This is a genomic window from Streptomyces sp. PH10-H1 (assembly GCF_030063355.1).
GTDB lineage: Bacteria > Actinomycetota > Actinomycetes > Streptomycetales > Streptomycetaceae > Actinacidiphila.
On sequence record NZ_JASISZ010000041.1, the window covers coordinates 57605 to 72370 of the forward strand.

A 14766-nucleotide genomic window follows, 5' to 3' on the forward strand; every position below is an offset into this window, starting at 1 on the left:
GGGGGGGGGGCCCCCCACGGCGCTGACCCTGCTCGCGGCCGCCTGGAGCGTGCATACGGGCATGAGCGAGGGGCCCGTGCAGCGCGCGGCCACCCGGCAGGCCGACCGTGCTCCCCAGCCCGCATCCGCTCCAGGACCGGCAGGAGCACCAGCACCGCTGCCGCCCGCGACAGTGACCCGGATCGCCATCCCCGCCTTGGCCGTCGATGTGCCGGTCACCGCCCTGCATCTGGACGCGCAGGGACACCTCGGCACACCGCTCAAGGACGACCGCCACCTGGCCGGCTGGTGGCAGGAGGGCCCCACCCCCGGGTCCGCGGGAACGGCCGTCGCCGTCGGACACCGCGACACCTCCCACGGACCCGCCGCCTTCTACCAACTCGGCGCACTCAGCGCCGGCGACCTCATCACAGTCACCCGGAACGACCAGCACCAGGCCGTCTACACCGTCGATGCCGTGCACACCTTTGACAAAGCCAGGTTCCCCGACACCCAGGTCTACGGGCCCACCGGCCGCCCCGAACTTCGTCTGCTCACCTGCGGCGGCGGATACCACCACGGCACCGGCTACGACGCCAACACCGTCGTCTTCGCCCACCTCACCGGCATCCGCGCCATCCCCTGACCGCAAGGCCCACGCCGACGGATGGGAATGCGGGATATACCGGACGCTCGGTGCGATATGCAGAACCGGCGTGATGTTTTCGCGGCGCGCTGCGCCTGTACGAATGAGCCGTGTGTGATTCACATCCATCGCGAGCAAAGACGGCGCCGTGCCCCCAGGCAACTCGCGACATCCGCCGCTCCTGGCGCGCCATTTTGGACTCGATCATCGCATCCAGCGCGGCTGTCGCATCTGCGCTGACGGTCGCGAGCTGCTCGTTCGCCGCAACCTTGTGGTTCAGCTCTTCCAGCGCCTGCTGTCGCGCAGCGATCTCCTGCTGCATTTCCGAGATAAGTTTCGCTGCGTTAGTGAGGTGCGCAGAGGACGCGTTGAGAGCGGCGTTCAAATTGACCACACGCCTTTCCAAGGGCGGCTCCTGCGTTTCCAGGACCGCCTCGAGCCATCGCACCGGTTCAGGAAGACCCACGACCGCCAACGCCACCCCGAACACCACGACCGAGACGACCGCACAAAGATCCCGCCGCCCCCCGCTCAAGAAGAGCCACCCATAGGCGAGGAGAGAAAGCGCTACCAAGCCAACCAGAACGCCTATGCCCGTCCGGATCGTATCTGTCCATCGTCGACTGAGCCACTGACGCGACGCCTGCTTCGACTCTGTCACCCCGACAGAATACTGACCTGCCGCGACACGTCTCAGGGGATCGTGACAACCGTTCAGAGCAGGTGCTCTCAGCAATTGTCATACCAGTTGGCCCCGGTGACGAAGCGTCGTCCGAATGCTCACAATCCAGCCGCTGGACCGCGAGCAGAAATTCCACCGCAGCGGGGTCATCCCGGCGAGAAAACAGCGCGGAGGTCTACACAGAGGGGCGCTCACCGATCCGCTGGTCTCGCCCGGTCGTCCGTGAAGCACGGATCCCAGACACCCCCCATACCGGTCCGCTACCTGGGCCGATCGCCGCGCCACTGGAGGATCCCCGATGTCGACGTACCTGTTCCGGCTGTCCCGGCTCGCGTTCCGGCGCAGACGTCTGGTGCTGGCACTGTGGCTCGTCGCCGCCGTCGGCGCGATCCTGCTCGGCACGCTCAGCGGCGGGAAGACCAACGACAACTTCACCATCCCCGGCACCGAGTCCCAGCAGGTCTCGGACCTGCTGACCAAGAAGGTACCGGCGCTCAGCGGCGGGCAGACCCAGGTCGTCTTCGCGGCACCACCAGGCGGGAAGATCACCGCCGAGCCCTACCGGACCGGTGTCCAGGCCGCCCTGGCAAACCTGAAGGCCGTGCCGCAGGTCGTCTCGGTCTCCGACCCCTACGCCCTGCACGCGATCTCCCCCGACGGACGGGGACTACCACCTGCGCCTGACCGGCGACGGCGGGAAGATGCTCAAGGGCCAGATCGCGCTCACCGCCACCCGCCCCACCCCGCCGGTCGTCAGCTCGGCGACCGCGCTCAGGACGATCACGCTGCGCTCACGGACCAACGAGCCACACCGCCAACAGTCACACCACATGCGGTTGCAGTATTAACCCTGTTGACCCACTGTCCAAGCACCACTCGCGATCTCCGAAGGGAAGACGATGAAGATCCTCTCGAAAGCGCCCGTGATCACCGCGCTGCTGGCGGCTTCACTGGCGGTTTCACTTACGGGCGCGACGGCGGCCGGCGCGGACCCGGTGAAGATTTCCGGCACGACGACGGTCGGCGTGCACAACACCTACGACCGCGCCGCTTACCCCTACCTCGCACAGGCGCTCGACGCGGGATCCTCCCTGATCGAACTCGATGTCTGGCCGGACGTCTTCACCCATGAGTGGAAGGTCAGCCACGACAGTCTGACGAGCAACTCCAACAACTGCGTCGCGGCGACCTCGGCAGCCGGTCTGTACTCCGGCGGCCAGAACAAGAACCTCGAGTACTGCCTCGACGACATCCGGATCTGGCTGGCTGCGCACCCCGGCCACGGCCCGGAAACGATCAAGATCGAAATGAAGACCGGCTTCTCGGACAACCTGGGTCTCGGCCCGGACGAGCTCGACGCAACCATCCGGGCACACCTCGGCAGCCTGGTGTTCAAGCCCGCCGACCTGCTCGGCGGTTACGCGACGCTGGACGCGGCGTCCCGGGCGAACAACTGGCCGTCCCGCGATTCCCTGAACGGCAAGGTGATGATCGAGATCATCCCGGGCACCGTGGAGGAGGGCAACCCGACGGACACGCTCAAGACCGATGTCGAGTACGCGCGGTACGCCCGCTCCTTGAAGAACGCCGGACGACTCGGAGACGCACAGATCTTCCCGACCGTTCACGGCGCCGCGGGCGGCGACCCGCGCAGCAAGTACTCGGACGTCGACCTGCGGTCGTGGTTCGTCGTCTTCGACGGGGACGCCAACACCTGGGTCACCCAGACCGGTCCGTGGTACGACGCCAACCACTATTTCGTGGTGATGACCGACGCGCAGAACGTCGCGCCGGCCATCGATTCCCGTAATCCCACTGTGGAGCAGGCGAACCAGCGCGTAGCGGACCTCGCCACGGCACACGCCTCGGTCGTCACCTCGGACTGGGTCGGGCTCACCACCGTACTGCCGCAAGTCCTCCCGCGCGGCTGAGCGCTGTTCCGTGCCGGCTTCCTTCAGAGCACCTTGTAGCAGCCGGCAACCGCTCAGGATCCGGCGCAGCCCGTCCCGGCGTGCGGGGAGTCGTTACCGACGGACTGAGTCCCGATTCCGCTACCCAGGTCGGCGCAGCAACAGATTCGTCATCAGCCCTAGAGCGCTTGAAGGCCCCGCCAGCGGGGCCTTCGTCGTGTCCTGCCGCATCGTCACTCCGCGGGAGTCTCGCTCTGCCCCCGCAACACGGTGGGGATCCAAAGCAGCCCGATGAGATGCCTCTGCCTGGCTCAAGGCAGCGCGTATCTGCCATCGAGCGATCAGCACGCTCGCGGGGATACCAGCAAGCGCCAGGACGGAGGCTATGGCGGAAAGGTCCATGGCAGATCATGATGGCCGATGCCCGGCTTCCGCCGTGAGCGCTTTTGCGCACCGGCTGTGTGAGGCGGACCTCAGCTCTCGCCGGGTGTCATCCGAGCCAGGCCTGGGTGCTCGCGGCGAGGTTCACGGACCAGCGGCTCGCGCTCTGTTCGCGCAGAGCGCGAGCGAGGCCCCTGTCCGCCCCCGGGGTGATGTCCTGTCCGTCCCTGAGCGGACGTCAGGTGGCGCAATCGCGATCTAGCGTCGGTGTCATGACCAGAATCCGTGGCACTGCCATAGCCGCCGTACTCGCACTCGTCCTGCCGCTGCCGATCGCAGCAGCAGACACGGCATTCGCCGCACCCGGACCGGCCCCCGATGCGACCGCGACCTCGCATGCGTTCGTCCCAGCGGAATTGCCCCGCCCGACGGGCCCTCACGCTGTTGGCCGCAGCACGCTGCACCTCGTCGACCAGCAGCGGCAGGACCCGTGGGTGCCGTCGGCGGGCCCTCGGCAGCTGATGGTGTCGATGTACTACCCTGCCCGGCCCGGAACCGGCGGACCCGCCGCCTACATGACCACCGAGGAGGCCCGGCTGCTGCTGCAGGACCGGGCGCCGGGGTCCAACATTCCGCCCGAGGAGCTCAGCGGCACCCGCACCTGGGCGCACGCCGACGCGCGCCCGGCACGCGGCAGGTTCCCGCTGGTGGTGCTCTCGCCCGGCTTCACGTTTCCGCGTGGCATGCTGACCAGCCTCGCCGAGGATCTGGCCAGTCGCGGGTATGTCGTCGCGCTGGCCGACCACACCTACGAGGCTCCCGGGATCACCTTCCCCAACGGGCAGACGCTCACCTGCGCCATCTGTGAACGGCCTCCCACGGGCGGGTTCGAGGCCATTGCTCGTAGCCGGGCCAAGGACCTCTTCTTTGTGATCGACCAGTTGACCCAGCGCCATCCGGCATGGCGGTACGCCCACACGATCGACCCGGAGCGGAGCGGGGCGGCCGGGCACTCGATCAGCGGTGACGCCACCGCCATGGCGATGGCCGCCGACGACCGGGTGCGGGCCGGGGTGGACATGGACGGCAGCTTCCAGGAGGCGAACCCGGCCGCCGGTCTCCACGGCCGCCCCTTCCTGCTGTTCGGCGCCGAGCACGAGGCCCCGGGCATGGACGCCAGCTGGAGGCGCGGCTGGGCGAACCTGAACGGCTGGAAGCGCTGGCTGACCATCACCGGTTCCGACCATGGCACCTTCACCGACCTGAACGTCCTTTCCGCACAGGCGGACAGGCCGGTCCCCAGCGGGGCGATCCCCCCAGTGCGTGGGCTGGAGATCACCCGCGCCTACCTCGGGGCCTTCTTCGACCTGCAGCTGAAGGGCATCGCCCAGCCCTTGCTCGATGGACCGTCACCGGCCAATCCTGAGGTGGTCTTCCAGCAGCCCTGACCCAGTCGTCGGCCTCGCGGAGGGTCCGCGAGGCCGCTCGGCGGTGCGGGGAGCCGGACGAGGACTCAACGGGTCGGTGAGACCAAGCCTGCTTCGTAGGCGGTGATGACCAGTTGGATGCGGTCGCGGGCGTCGAGCTTGGTCAGCAGGCGGGCCACATGGGTCTTGACGGTGGCAGGGCCGATGAACAGGTGCGCGGCGATCTCGCTGTTGGACATGCCGCGTCCGACCAGGGTCAGTACCTCCCGCTCCCGCTCGGTGACGGCGTCGATCTGTCGCGCCGATGGGGAGGGTTCGGGGCGGCCGGCGAACTCCTCGATGAGGCGGCGGGTGACGCTCGGCGCGATCAGGGCGTCACCGGCGGCCACCACGCGGATCGCCGCGATGATGTCCGCCACCGCCATGTCCTTGACCAGGAACCCACTCGCACCCGCGCGCAGCGAGGCGTAGATACTGTCGTCGTCATCGAACGTCGTGAGCATGAGCACCCGCGGCGTCGCGCAACCCGCCGTGATCGCCCGGGTGGCTTCGATACCGTCCATGCCGGGCATACGGATGTCCATCACCACGACATCAGGTCGGACATCGCGTGCCAGCCGGACCGCCTCGGCACCCGTCCCGGCCTCCCCCACGACCGTGAGATCGGGGAGGTCGGCGATGACCATGCTCAGTCCGGTGCGCACCAACTCCTGGTCATCGGCGAGAACGACACGGATCGTCATGCCGGCAGCCTCACCGCTACGCGGAAGCCGCCTTCGGGCCTGGATCCGGCGCTGAACCGGCCGTTCAGCAGGGCGACCCGCTCACGCATCCCGGAGATGCCGTAGCCGGCACCGGCCGCCGCACCGGCACGTACCGGGCCGCGCCCGGCGTCCAAGACCTCGATGGCCAGCTCCTCGGTTCGGTACTCCACGGACACCCGGCAGTGGTGGGTGCCCGAGTGACGCACCGCGTTGGTGACCGACTCCTGAATGATCCGGAAGGCGGCCACGTCGGTCTCTGGGGGCAACGGACGCCGCTGCCCCCGCCAGTACACCTCAACCTGGACTCCGGCATCCGCCGCCGTCTCGGCCAACTGGTCGACCGCCTCCAGGCCCGCTGCCGACGGCCGCAGGCCGAGGGAGGCTTGCGCCGAATCCTCGTCGGCGTGGCGCAGCGAGACGAGCATGCGCCGCAGCCCGGCCAGCGTCTCACGGCTGGTGGTCTCGATGGCGCCCAGCGCCTTGCGCGCGCTCGCCGGCTGGGTGTCGATGACCAGGCTCGCCGCACCGGCCTGGATGGCGATGACGCCGATGCTGTGGGCCACCATGTCGTGCAGTTCACGGGCGATCCGCAGCCGTTCGACGGTCAGCGCCTGGGCGCGCAAGGCCGAGCCGTACTCGCGTTGCTGACGGATTGAGTTGCCGATCAGCCAGGCGATGAGGATGGACGCTGCGAGGGCCGACAGCATGCTCGCGAAGTCACTGAGCTTCTCCTGGCCGTGGTCCACAGCCAACCACTGGCAGGCCCAGGCAACCAACTCGACGACGGCGGCCGCGACAGCGGTTCGGCGGGGACGAGTGGCCGCGAGGTAACAGACCAGAGCGTTCATCACCAGGAAGAATGGCCAAGTCTTCTCCCAGAGCACCGCGGATGCCGTCGATTCGGCCAGGATCACCCCGAACACGGGCAGCGGACGACGGCGGGCCCATCCGATCGCCAGCGCCAGGACCACCGACCCGGCCACCCGGAGCACGACCCCCGGGAACGCCGCATGGTGATGAGGTGCCATCCGATACGCCGTCGTATTGAGCAGCAACAGCGCGAACAGCCCGGCAGCACACCACGTCAATGCCGTCCATACGCCCGACGGCATCCGTCCGAGCCACGGGGGACGCGGTATCGCTTGATCCATTCGCCGATCCTAGCCATCCCCTGCGCTGCCGGGCGTCCGCCTGTGGGCGTACGCCTGCGGGCGGACGTTGTCCAACGCAACATCGCTGGGTCGGTAGCGGGTACCTGGTCGTCGATGACGGAAGCTCGGCCGTTCGGTCCGCTGACCTCGGTCCGTTCGGCCTGGGCCCCATTGCCGGAGCGGGGAGCAGCGAGTGAGGCGCTGCGCCTGCCCGTCGCGTGGGCGTAGGCGTGGGCGTGGGCGTGAGGTCAGCCTGCCACGTTGATGGTGACGCGGTAGGTGCTCTGCCCTGGGGGGCAGCGCATCGCCTCGCCACAGATGGTGCGGTGTGCGGTGATCTGTGCGGTGCCGGGCTGCCGGGCGGTGAAGTCGGCCGACGACACACCGCACCCGACGCCGGGCTGGCACGTCCCGGCTGGGGTGTTCGCGCCGGAGGTGGCCGCCATTACCTGCTGGTTGGAGCTGGCGGGAAGGGACCAGTACCGGGAGTGCAGTTGTACCAGGACGGTGGTACCAGTGCTCACCTGGATGGTGGTGCCCGCAGCATGCTCATCGAGGGTGGTCGTGGAGGGTGCGGTGATCGGGGTGGACGCGCTCACCGTGGGTGTGCTGGGTGCCCACTGCGATACCGGTTGCGAAGCCGTCGATGGGGGCGGACGGGAGGGGGCGGGGTTGTTGGCGGCCGGGGAGCAGCTGACCGCGGCGGTCAGGGCGGCGGTGAGCAGGAGAGCGACCCGGCGTGGTCTCTGCCGGCGGTCGGGGTGGGACATCCCAGGGCCTCCTCAGCTGTGGTGCTCGTGCAGCACGGCCGCGGGGGTGGGTGGAGCGGTCCGCCCCCGCGGCCGGTTGGTGGTGGTGTGTCAGGACACAGCGACGTCGTCGTAGTAGGTGTAGGTCGCGTCACCTGCGTAGTTGTCGTCCTTGCTGGTGAGGGTGAGGGTGTAGCTGTGGCCGGCGGTCAGGGTGCCGGTGACGTTCTTCCAGCCGGCCCCGTTGGTGCAGGTCTTGGCGAGTACGGTTTGGGTGGTGTTGCTGGTGTTGTCCTTCAGGGTCGCCGTTGCCCAGTCGTAGGTGAGGGTGTCCGGGCAGGTCAGGTTGTACCAGAAGGAGACCTTGGTGCTGCCGGTCGGTGCGGTGAAGCTCTGGGTGATCGAGGAGGTGCCGCTCGGGTTGGCCGAGCCGACCATCGCCCCGTAGCTGCCGCTGTGGGCTGCCGCGGTGCCGGCGGCGGTGCTGCCGCTGGTCGTCCAGCTGGACAGGTTGCCTGTTTCGAATCCGCCGTTGGTGATGGCGCCCCCGCCTTGAGAGGTGGAGACGGTCCAGCTGAAGGAGGTGCTGCCTACAGCGCTGGTGGTGTCCTGGGCGGTCACGGTGACGGTGGAGGAGCCGGTGGTGGTGGGGGTGCCGGAGATCAGACCGGTGGTGGAGCTGATGGTCAAGCCGGCCGGCAGACCGGTGGCGGCGTAGGTCAGGGTCTGGCCTGAGGCGGAGTCGGTCGCCCGCATCTGCAGGGTGACAGCGGTGTTGACGACGCTGCTTTGGCTGCCGGGGTTGGTGACGGTCACGGTGTTACCTGTGGGGCCGCCGACGATCGGGTGGGATATGGCGCAGGAGTTGGTGTCGTTGGACCAGCTGGCCTGTTCGGCGAAGGTTCCGGTGCCCAGGTTGATGTTGGCCGCTCCGCCGGTGGTTCCGGGGTTCAGCCACGCGCACTCGTCGGAGTTCTCCTGGCCGTTGTAGGAGCTGCCGGTCTTGTTGGTCCAGCCGCCTGCCGGGTTCTGGTCCGACATCGTCTCCTGCCACTCGTGGCCCAGTGTCATCGTCCAGCCGTCGAGGGTTCCGGGCGAGTTGACGAATCCCACCCCGCAGCCGGCACCGGAGTCGATGTTGTAGGGCTGGTTGCTGAACGCGATGTCGCCGTAGGGCGAGTTGACCGCGCCACCGGTCAAGGTGGTGTCGCCGTTGTAGTCGTGCCACGCGCAGTACTGGTTCTGGTAGCTGTCGGGGTTGGTGCCATGCGGGGACAGGATGACGTAGTAGGCATCCCGGTTCGCTGCGGCGGTGGTGTTACCGAAGTGCGCGGCGGCGTTGACGGCCTCCTGGCCCAGCTGGTGGCCGGATGCTGTGCCCGGGGAGGCGGCCGCGTTGTCGTACCACACGCCGGCCAGCACGCCGCCGCTTTGGTAGGGGATGAAGTTGGCGTTCGACGGGCAGCTGGTCGCTCCGGTCGCCACGTTCGGGCCGTCGCACCACTGCGTCAGGTCTGCGGACCACAGCTCGTTGTTGGTGCCGATGCCCTTGAACATCTGCTGGGCGGCCGGCGCGGCGTTGTTGGCGTCACCGGAGAACTTGGCGTTGCCGTTGGCGTCGGTGCTCTGGGTGCCCCATTGGGTGCCGTAGAACACCAGGTAGACCTTTGAGTGTCCGCTTGTGACGCCGATACCGTCGATGCCGCCCCCGTAGGACAGCGTCTGGGGTCCGGTCGCGACGTGGGGCGAGGCCTGCGTGGCGGCCCAGGTCTTCATCGCCGCGTTCTGCGGGATGGTGGGCACCGCACCATGGCGGTACGGGTGCTGGTAGGCCGGACTGTAGGGGTTGGTGACGGAGTGGCTCTGCGGCTGGGGTGCGGGCGGATCGGCCGCTGCTTGGGGTGCGCCAACAGCTATCAGGGCGCCGCTGATGAGAGAAAGCGAGGCGAAAGCGGTCAGAGCAGCTCGCGCCGCACCGCGGATGTGGGGGGTACCCATCTGTGGGGATCCTCTCTCCTGCGGACCACCCGCCACGAAGTCGTGGGGGCGATCTGCTGCGTGAAACAGGACAGCAAGACACACCGGTAGTGCAAGGGCCCGTAGGACCCTTCGACGCCGGAGGTATCGCATCAGGCAGGTCGAAAGGGCGAACAAACGCACCGCGTCTGCGCAGCGAAAACACTGGCAGGTAGAAAGGTGAGGGCACAGTGCGACAATTCGAGAACTTTCGTCCCGCTCCGATGCCGGGAAAGATCCAACCGTGCCCTGCACACGGTGTTGACGGTGCATCAGTTGGCGTGCTCGCTGCCGTGAAGCAAAGCAGAATAGGCCAAGTTCGGTCAACGGCTTGCACGGCAAGAGGCGCCCTTATCCAACATTCATAGAAACCTGAGAAGTTGAGGCGGCAGAAATCACAGCGCAGGGGGTTTATCCTTCCGCGGATCGCGGCGCACCATTGCGATCCGGTTCCCACGGGACGGCGTCCCCGGTTCCCTGAATCGGCCCACCGGCACGATCCGCACCCCGGGCGGCAACAGGTTCCACTCTCCGGCGCCCAGGGAGCTGGGTGACACCCGCACCGGGGCTGAGCAGCAGCCGGTACTCCCCGCAGCGGGGGGAAGCAGTTCACGGCGAGCGCCGGAGTGCGACGCGCAGTGGGGTGTACGACTGCGATCCGTCGGCGGCAAGGATCACCGTGCCGGGGTCTTACGGTGCTGGCCGGTCGGTGCGGGAAGTTGAGAAGAATCTCCAAGCTGCGCGGGGCCGGCAGGAGGACCGAAGGCCCGTCAGGATTGGCCCGGCCGTAGCGGGATCCATACGCTGCTGACGGCTGGGATGACGCGGCTGGGAAGGGTACGCGTGTCCGCACTTTCCCTGGCACGTGTTCGGTCACACGGTGACGTCCGGATAATCTGCGGCAAGGGATCCGGGTTCAAAGGCAGTTCCCGTTCGGGTCGGCCCGTGGGGTTGGGTGGCGATGACACCGATGCCCGACGGGAACTGTCAGGCGCAGAGCGGTTCGGACGATCGGGTCGACGCTGCATCGTGAACAGCCGTGCTCGAAGAGAGCCCGACCTCTCTGCGGTGGTTACTGGCTCCCGGCGGGCGTGCTGTCAGAGTGGTGCGGGCCCAAGGAAGCTCGGGCGCGGGTGATGAGAGGCGGCTTTGATGAGGTAACCGGCGCCGCGCACGGTATGGATCATGGGGGGACGGCCACGGTCGATCTTCTTGCGGAGGTAACTGATGTACAACTCCACCACATGAGCACGTCCCCCGAAGTCGTAGGCCCACACTGTCTGCAGGATCTGTGCCTTGCTCAAGATCTGGTGAGGGTGCTGCAGCAGATGACGCAGCAGGGCGTACTCGGTGGGGCTCAACTCGACGACCTGGCCGTCCCGGCTGACTTGATGGGACTGCTCATCGAGAACCAGATCTCCCAGAACCAGGGCCCTCGCAGTGTGCGCCGGAGAGCTCGCCGGAGTGGTGGCTCGGCGCAGCAAGCTGCGTAATCGCGCGGTGACCTCAACGAGGCTGAAGGGCTTGGTGACGTAGTCATCAGCTCCCGCGCTCAAAGCATCGATCCGGTCCTGAAGTCCACCTCGAGCACTGAGGAACAGCACACGCACCTCGGGCTGGACAGCGTGAATTTGCCGGAGCACTTCCACTCCGTCGAACTCCGGCAGCATCACGTCCAAGACGACCGCGTGCGGCCTCCAGTCCGCTGCCGCCACGACAGCCGCAGGACCTGTGGTCGCCGCACACGCCTGCCAGCCTTCATACCGAAGTGCTGCGCACAACACCTCGACCAGGTCCGGCTCGTCATCGACGACCAGGATCCGCCACCGGGACGGGTCGGGATCGAACAGGTACTCCATGGCGCGCTCCTGGAGGTGGGGTCGGCACACGGGACAAGGACGACGGGCAGCGTGCGTGGGCGGCTGCTGTTGCGGAGGGGCGCAGCCGGCGATCGGCGCGGTCGGTGACGCAACCGGTCGGCTCGCCACCCATCAGCGGCCCAGCACGGCACCACGGGCGGGCGGTGGAGCGCCGGGCGCGTGGATCGGGAGCGGCGGCCACCGTGACCCGTTGGAGTCCCCCGGGCCGCAGCACGGTGCCCGCAATCCGCACCCGGTCCGGTCCGATGAGCTCGCCACCGCCTGTGTGGCAAGCCGCGCCCGTACCGGTCAGCGCCGGGCACCGATCTCGCTTCGTGCTCGCACGCGCCGGGCAGACCATGCGCGGCGGCTCGTTGGCCGCGCTCGTACCCGGTGCGCAACTCCCGGGCTGCCTTTGCGTGCCGCTGTATCCCGCTGCGCGGCCGTATTCTGCGCGGCGACGCCTCCAGTGGTGCAGCATGTCGGTTTCCGCGCCGGCGGGTGCGCTGCCACCGCCCCGGCACTCCGCGGCGATCAGCAGTGGGCGCCGCGCCCGACAGGGGCCCTCACTCAGCCGTATGTGAGGCATGAGTGGGTGTGGTGGGACCGGTGGGACCACCGTGCCAGAACGTCGAGGGTCCGGTGGTGAGCGTGGGGAAGGCGTCCTGGCTCTGGCAGGCGTCGCCGATGTGGCCCCTGCCGCTGTTCCAGCCGATGCGCACGCGGGCGCAGCCCACCGTTCGGCCGGCCCCGGCGATCACGCTGTGCCCGGCGCCGCCGGCGCTGGTGGCGAAGGCTTTCACCGGCAGACCCGGGGTGGCGGGACCCCGTACGGGGCGGGGAGGTTCGACCGCACGCAGGTGCTGGCGACGTGCGCTGCACCGTGGGCGGCTCGTGCGGTGATGCGCGAGGCACCACCGCTCCCAGGAGCGGGTCCCTGGGGTCCCACCAACCCGTCACGCCCCTGCACCCCGCAGACGCCCCCGGCGTCCGCGCGAAGTCACCGGTCAGGACGACCGGGCCCACCGTGGCCGTGTTACCCGATGCCGTGGCCCCGCCGGCCCCCGCACGCAGCCGCTCGATGCCATGAGGCCCGCGGGAAGCCACCGGGCGGCACCCGCGAGTGAAGCAAGCCCCCCTGCGCGCAGCGCCCCACCGGCTCAGCGCTCGAACGGAGATGATCCCCGCGCCACCACGCATAGCAGGGTCCTTCCAGCTCACAGACCGGAACGAGTACCAGCACCCCACCACCGGATACCGGTGCGAAGCCTTCGGATACCGGTGCGGTACCGGTGGATACCAAAGCAGCTCACTCTCATAGTCGTCCAGTCATAGACCTGTCAACTCATCATATTTTACGGATACTTCACCATCCGCCAGATCACTCTCCGGCCCCGCCTCCGGTGCCGCACCCAGGGCACGCCCTGTGGGCGAACAGGGTCGGGGCATGAACACGCTGGATCCGTGCGGGTATTCTGGGATGGGGTGGCGATCCCGGAGCGGGGACTGGCCGCACGGAACGGGATCACTCCGGAAGCCTGGGCACCGGGCCTGGCCGCGTACCTGCGCGAGCGGAGGTCAGGGGGCTTCTCGACGGCGAGCCCGTCCCCCGAGGTCCTGTCCGGCCGGTATTCGCGGGCACACGCCGTCCGGCACGGCGCCTCGTCGAGGTGTCCGATGAGCCGCTTCCGCACGGGTCGGCCGCAGGCCGAGCAGACGTCCTCCTTCGTGCCCGGCTCGCCCCCGTCGCGGTGCACAGAGGTGTGGAACTCAAGGTTCTGGCTCCCGTCCTCGGTGGTCGGGCCGAGGAGAAGATGCCGAATACTGCGCCGATCACCCAACATGCAATCGCGCCCACGCGGAGGTACTTCGGGGTGAGAGTGCGACGTTGACGCGGGGAACGTGGCATCCCCGCAGTTTATCGGCGGCCATCGGGCCCTGTCGGGCGGGAGATGCTGCGAGGCGATCGTGCGGTTGCCGGCAGGGGGCAATCGCTCAGGTCAGGACCATCCATCGTCGTCCGTCGATGAGCTCTCGTGCTGCGTCGAGGTGGCCGGCATGGCACGCGGTCTCGGCGATGACATGGAGCAGAACGTCTCGAAGGGTGTGCAGGTGCGGTTCGCCGAAGAGGTGATGTGGCCACCAGGCCAATGGGGCGTCCGCCGGTGCGGCTGTGACGACAGCGTCGGCGAGTTCTGTCTCCCTGCGGTACTGATGGAGGATGTCAGCGGCCGGGGTTCCGGACGCCACCTGCCAGGCGTCCTCAACGTCGTCCAGAGTGTCGATGACGTTCTTGTCGCCGGCGAAGACGGCTCCGAACCAGAACCGCTCAACATCGAGTGCCAGGTGCTGGACAAGTCCCAGACAGCTCCACCCTGACGGCAACACGGGCTTGTCCAGCGCATCGGCTTCAAGCCCGTCGAGGATCCCGAGCACATGGCGACGCTGTCCGTTCAGGAAGGAAAGGAGCGTCCGGATCTCCGTATCCGGTGCCGCGGTCACTGGGCGATCTCCCAGATGTGACCGCCGGGGTCGCGAAAACTGGCGGTGCGTATTCCCCACGGTCGGTCCATCGGACCGTTCAGCAGTGTCACGCCTCGAGCGGACAAGTCCTTGCACATCGCATCCACGTCGTCCACGGCCAGGGTGAACTGCAGACGGGATCCGGTGTCGGAGTGGGCGACGCGTGCGGGTGCGATCAGCTCATGTGCCGCAGTGGTCTTCAGCAGGTTGATGAGGGTGTTGCCAAAGACGAATACGGCCGAGTTGTCGTCCTCGAAGGTCACGGGCAGTCCGAAGACTTCCCGGTAGAAACGCTTCGTAGCATCCAGGTCCTCAACGAAGAGAGTGATGGCGCTGATGCCCCCGGGCCACGCGGGATCGTTCATCTTGTCGGTCACAGCTAGATGATCCTCGAATCGATGGTGCCGTGTACAGGGGGTGGTCTGGGATTGTCCCGCGAGGAGCCGGTCCTACCCAGTCAGAGTGAGGTTGTACAGGCGGGCACGGTAGATGTCAGCTGAGCAGGATGGTTGTCACCAAGATCGCCGGCCTGTGCCAGGCGTTCGCCCTCGGGCTGTCCTGTCGCATTGAAGCTGTCGGATTCTCACTGCTTCTCGTTCGCGGTGTCGGATTCTCATTTCGTCGCGTGCTGAGCGGAGACGTTTGCCCCGTACGTGGGGTTTGATCTCATTTTCCTGGT

At 67.9% G+C, this 14766-nt stretch carries 12 protein-coding genes; 3 read left to right on the plus strand and 9 right to left on the minus strand.

The annotated features are described in order from the left end of the window. Positions 1 to 625 (plus strand): class F sortase (locus tag QMK24_RS23870; RefSeq protein ID WP_349361999.1); only part of this gene is annotated, 625 nt, incomplete at its 5' end. Here QMK24_RS23870 and QMK24_RS23875 read toward each other — a convergent pair. Continuing rightward, a complete protein-coding gene (locus tag QMK24_RS23875) occupies positions 600 to 1286 on the minus strand; it encodes a hypothetical protein (RefSeq protein WP_283468721.1) in 687 nt (228 codons plus the stop codon). The genes QMK24_RS23870 and QMK24_RS23875 overlap by 26 nt on opposite strands. Positions 1287 to 2206: 920 nt before the next feature. Between QMK24_RS23875 and QMK24_RS23880 the strand changes: the two genes are divergently transcribed. Next, positions 2207 to 3238: a phosphatidylinositol-specific phospholipase C domain-containing protein gene (locus tag QMK24_RS23880; protein ID WP_283468723.1), complete on the plus strand. Its 1032-nt coding sequence runs from the start codon at positions 2207 to 2209 to the stop codon at positions 3236 to 3238. Between the two features lie 632 nt (positions 3239 to 3870). Beyond that, positions 3871 to 5046: an alpha/beta hydrolase family protein gene (locus tag QMK24_RS23885; protein WP_283468724.1), complete on the plus strand. Its 1176-nt coding sequence runs from the start codon at positions 3871 to 3873 to the stop codon at positions 5044 to 5046. Between the two features lie 65 nt (positions 5047 to 5111). On the opposite strand, the gene QMK24_RS23890 is transcribed toward QMK24_RS23885, so the two are convergent. The 8 genes from QMK24_RS23890 to QMK24_RS23925 form a co-directional block, all read right to left on the minus strand. Next, positions 5112 to 5768, minus strand: coding sequence for a response regulator (locus QMK24_RS23890; protein WP_283468725.1), 657 nt, complete (start codon positions 5766 to 5768; stop codon positions 5112 to 5114). Continuing rightward, complete coding sequence (locus tag QMK24_RS23895; RefSeq protein WP_283468726.1) at positions 5765 to 6940, minus strand: sensor histidine kinase; 1176 nt, start codon at positions 6938 to 6940, stop codon at positions 5765 to 5767. The genes QMK24_RS23890 and QMK24_RS23895 overlap by 4 nt, the downstream gene beginning before the upstream one ends. 248 nt (positions 6941 to 7188) lie before the next feature. After that, positions 7189 to 7710, minus strand: a complete 522-nt coding sequence (locus QMK24_RS23900) for a hypothetical protein (RefSeq protein ID WP_283468728.1) — start codon at positions 7708 to 7710, stop codon at positions 7189 to 7191. 90 nt (positions 7711 to 7800) lie between these two features. Then, entirely contained in the window at positions 7801 to 9687 is a 1887-nt protein-coding gene (locus tag QMK24_RS23905; RefSeq protein WP_283468729.1) for a putative Ig domain-containing protein, read from the minus strand. 1115 nt (positions 9688 to 10802) lie between these two features. Next, on the minus strand, positions 10803 to 11564 hold the full coding sequence (locus QMK24_RS23910) for a response regulator transcription factor (RefSeq protein WP_283468731.1): 762 nt from the start codon (positions 11562 to 11564) through the stop codon (positions 10803 to 10805). A gap of 566 nt (positions 11565 to 12130) precedes the next feature. Continuing rightward, positions 12131 to 12367 carry a hypothetical protein gene (locus tag QMK24_RS23915; RefSeq protein ID WP_283468733.1) on the minus strand — a complete coding sequence of 79 codons (237 nt, stop codon included), beginning with the start codon at positions 12365 to 12367 and terminating at the stop codon, positions 12131 to 12133. 1192 nt (positions 12368 to 13559) lie between these two features. Next, positions 13560 to 14066: a DinB family protein gene (locus QMK24_RS23920; protein WP_283468735.1), complete on the minus strand. Its 507-nt coding sequence runs from the start codon at positions 14064 to 14066 to the stop codon at positions 13560 to 13562. Then, entirely contained in the window at positions 14063 to 14464 is a 402-nt protein-coding gene (locus QMK24_RS23925; protein WP_283468736.1) for a VOC family protein, read from the minus strand. The genes QMK24_RS23920 and QMK24_RS23925 overlap by 4 nt, the downstream gene beginning before the upstream one ends. Between the last annotated feature and the right edge of the window lie 302 nt (positions 14465 to 14766).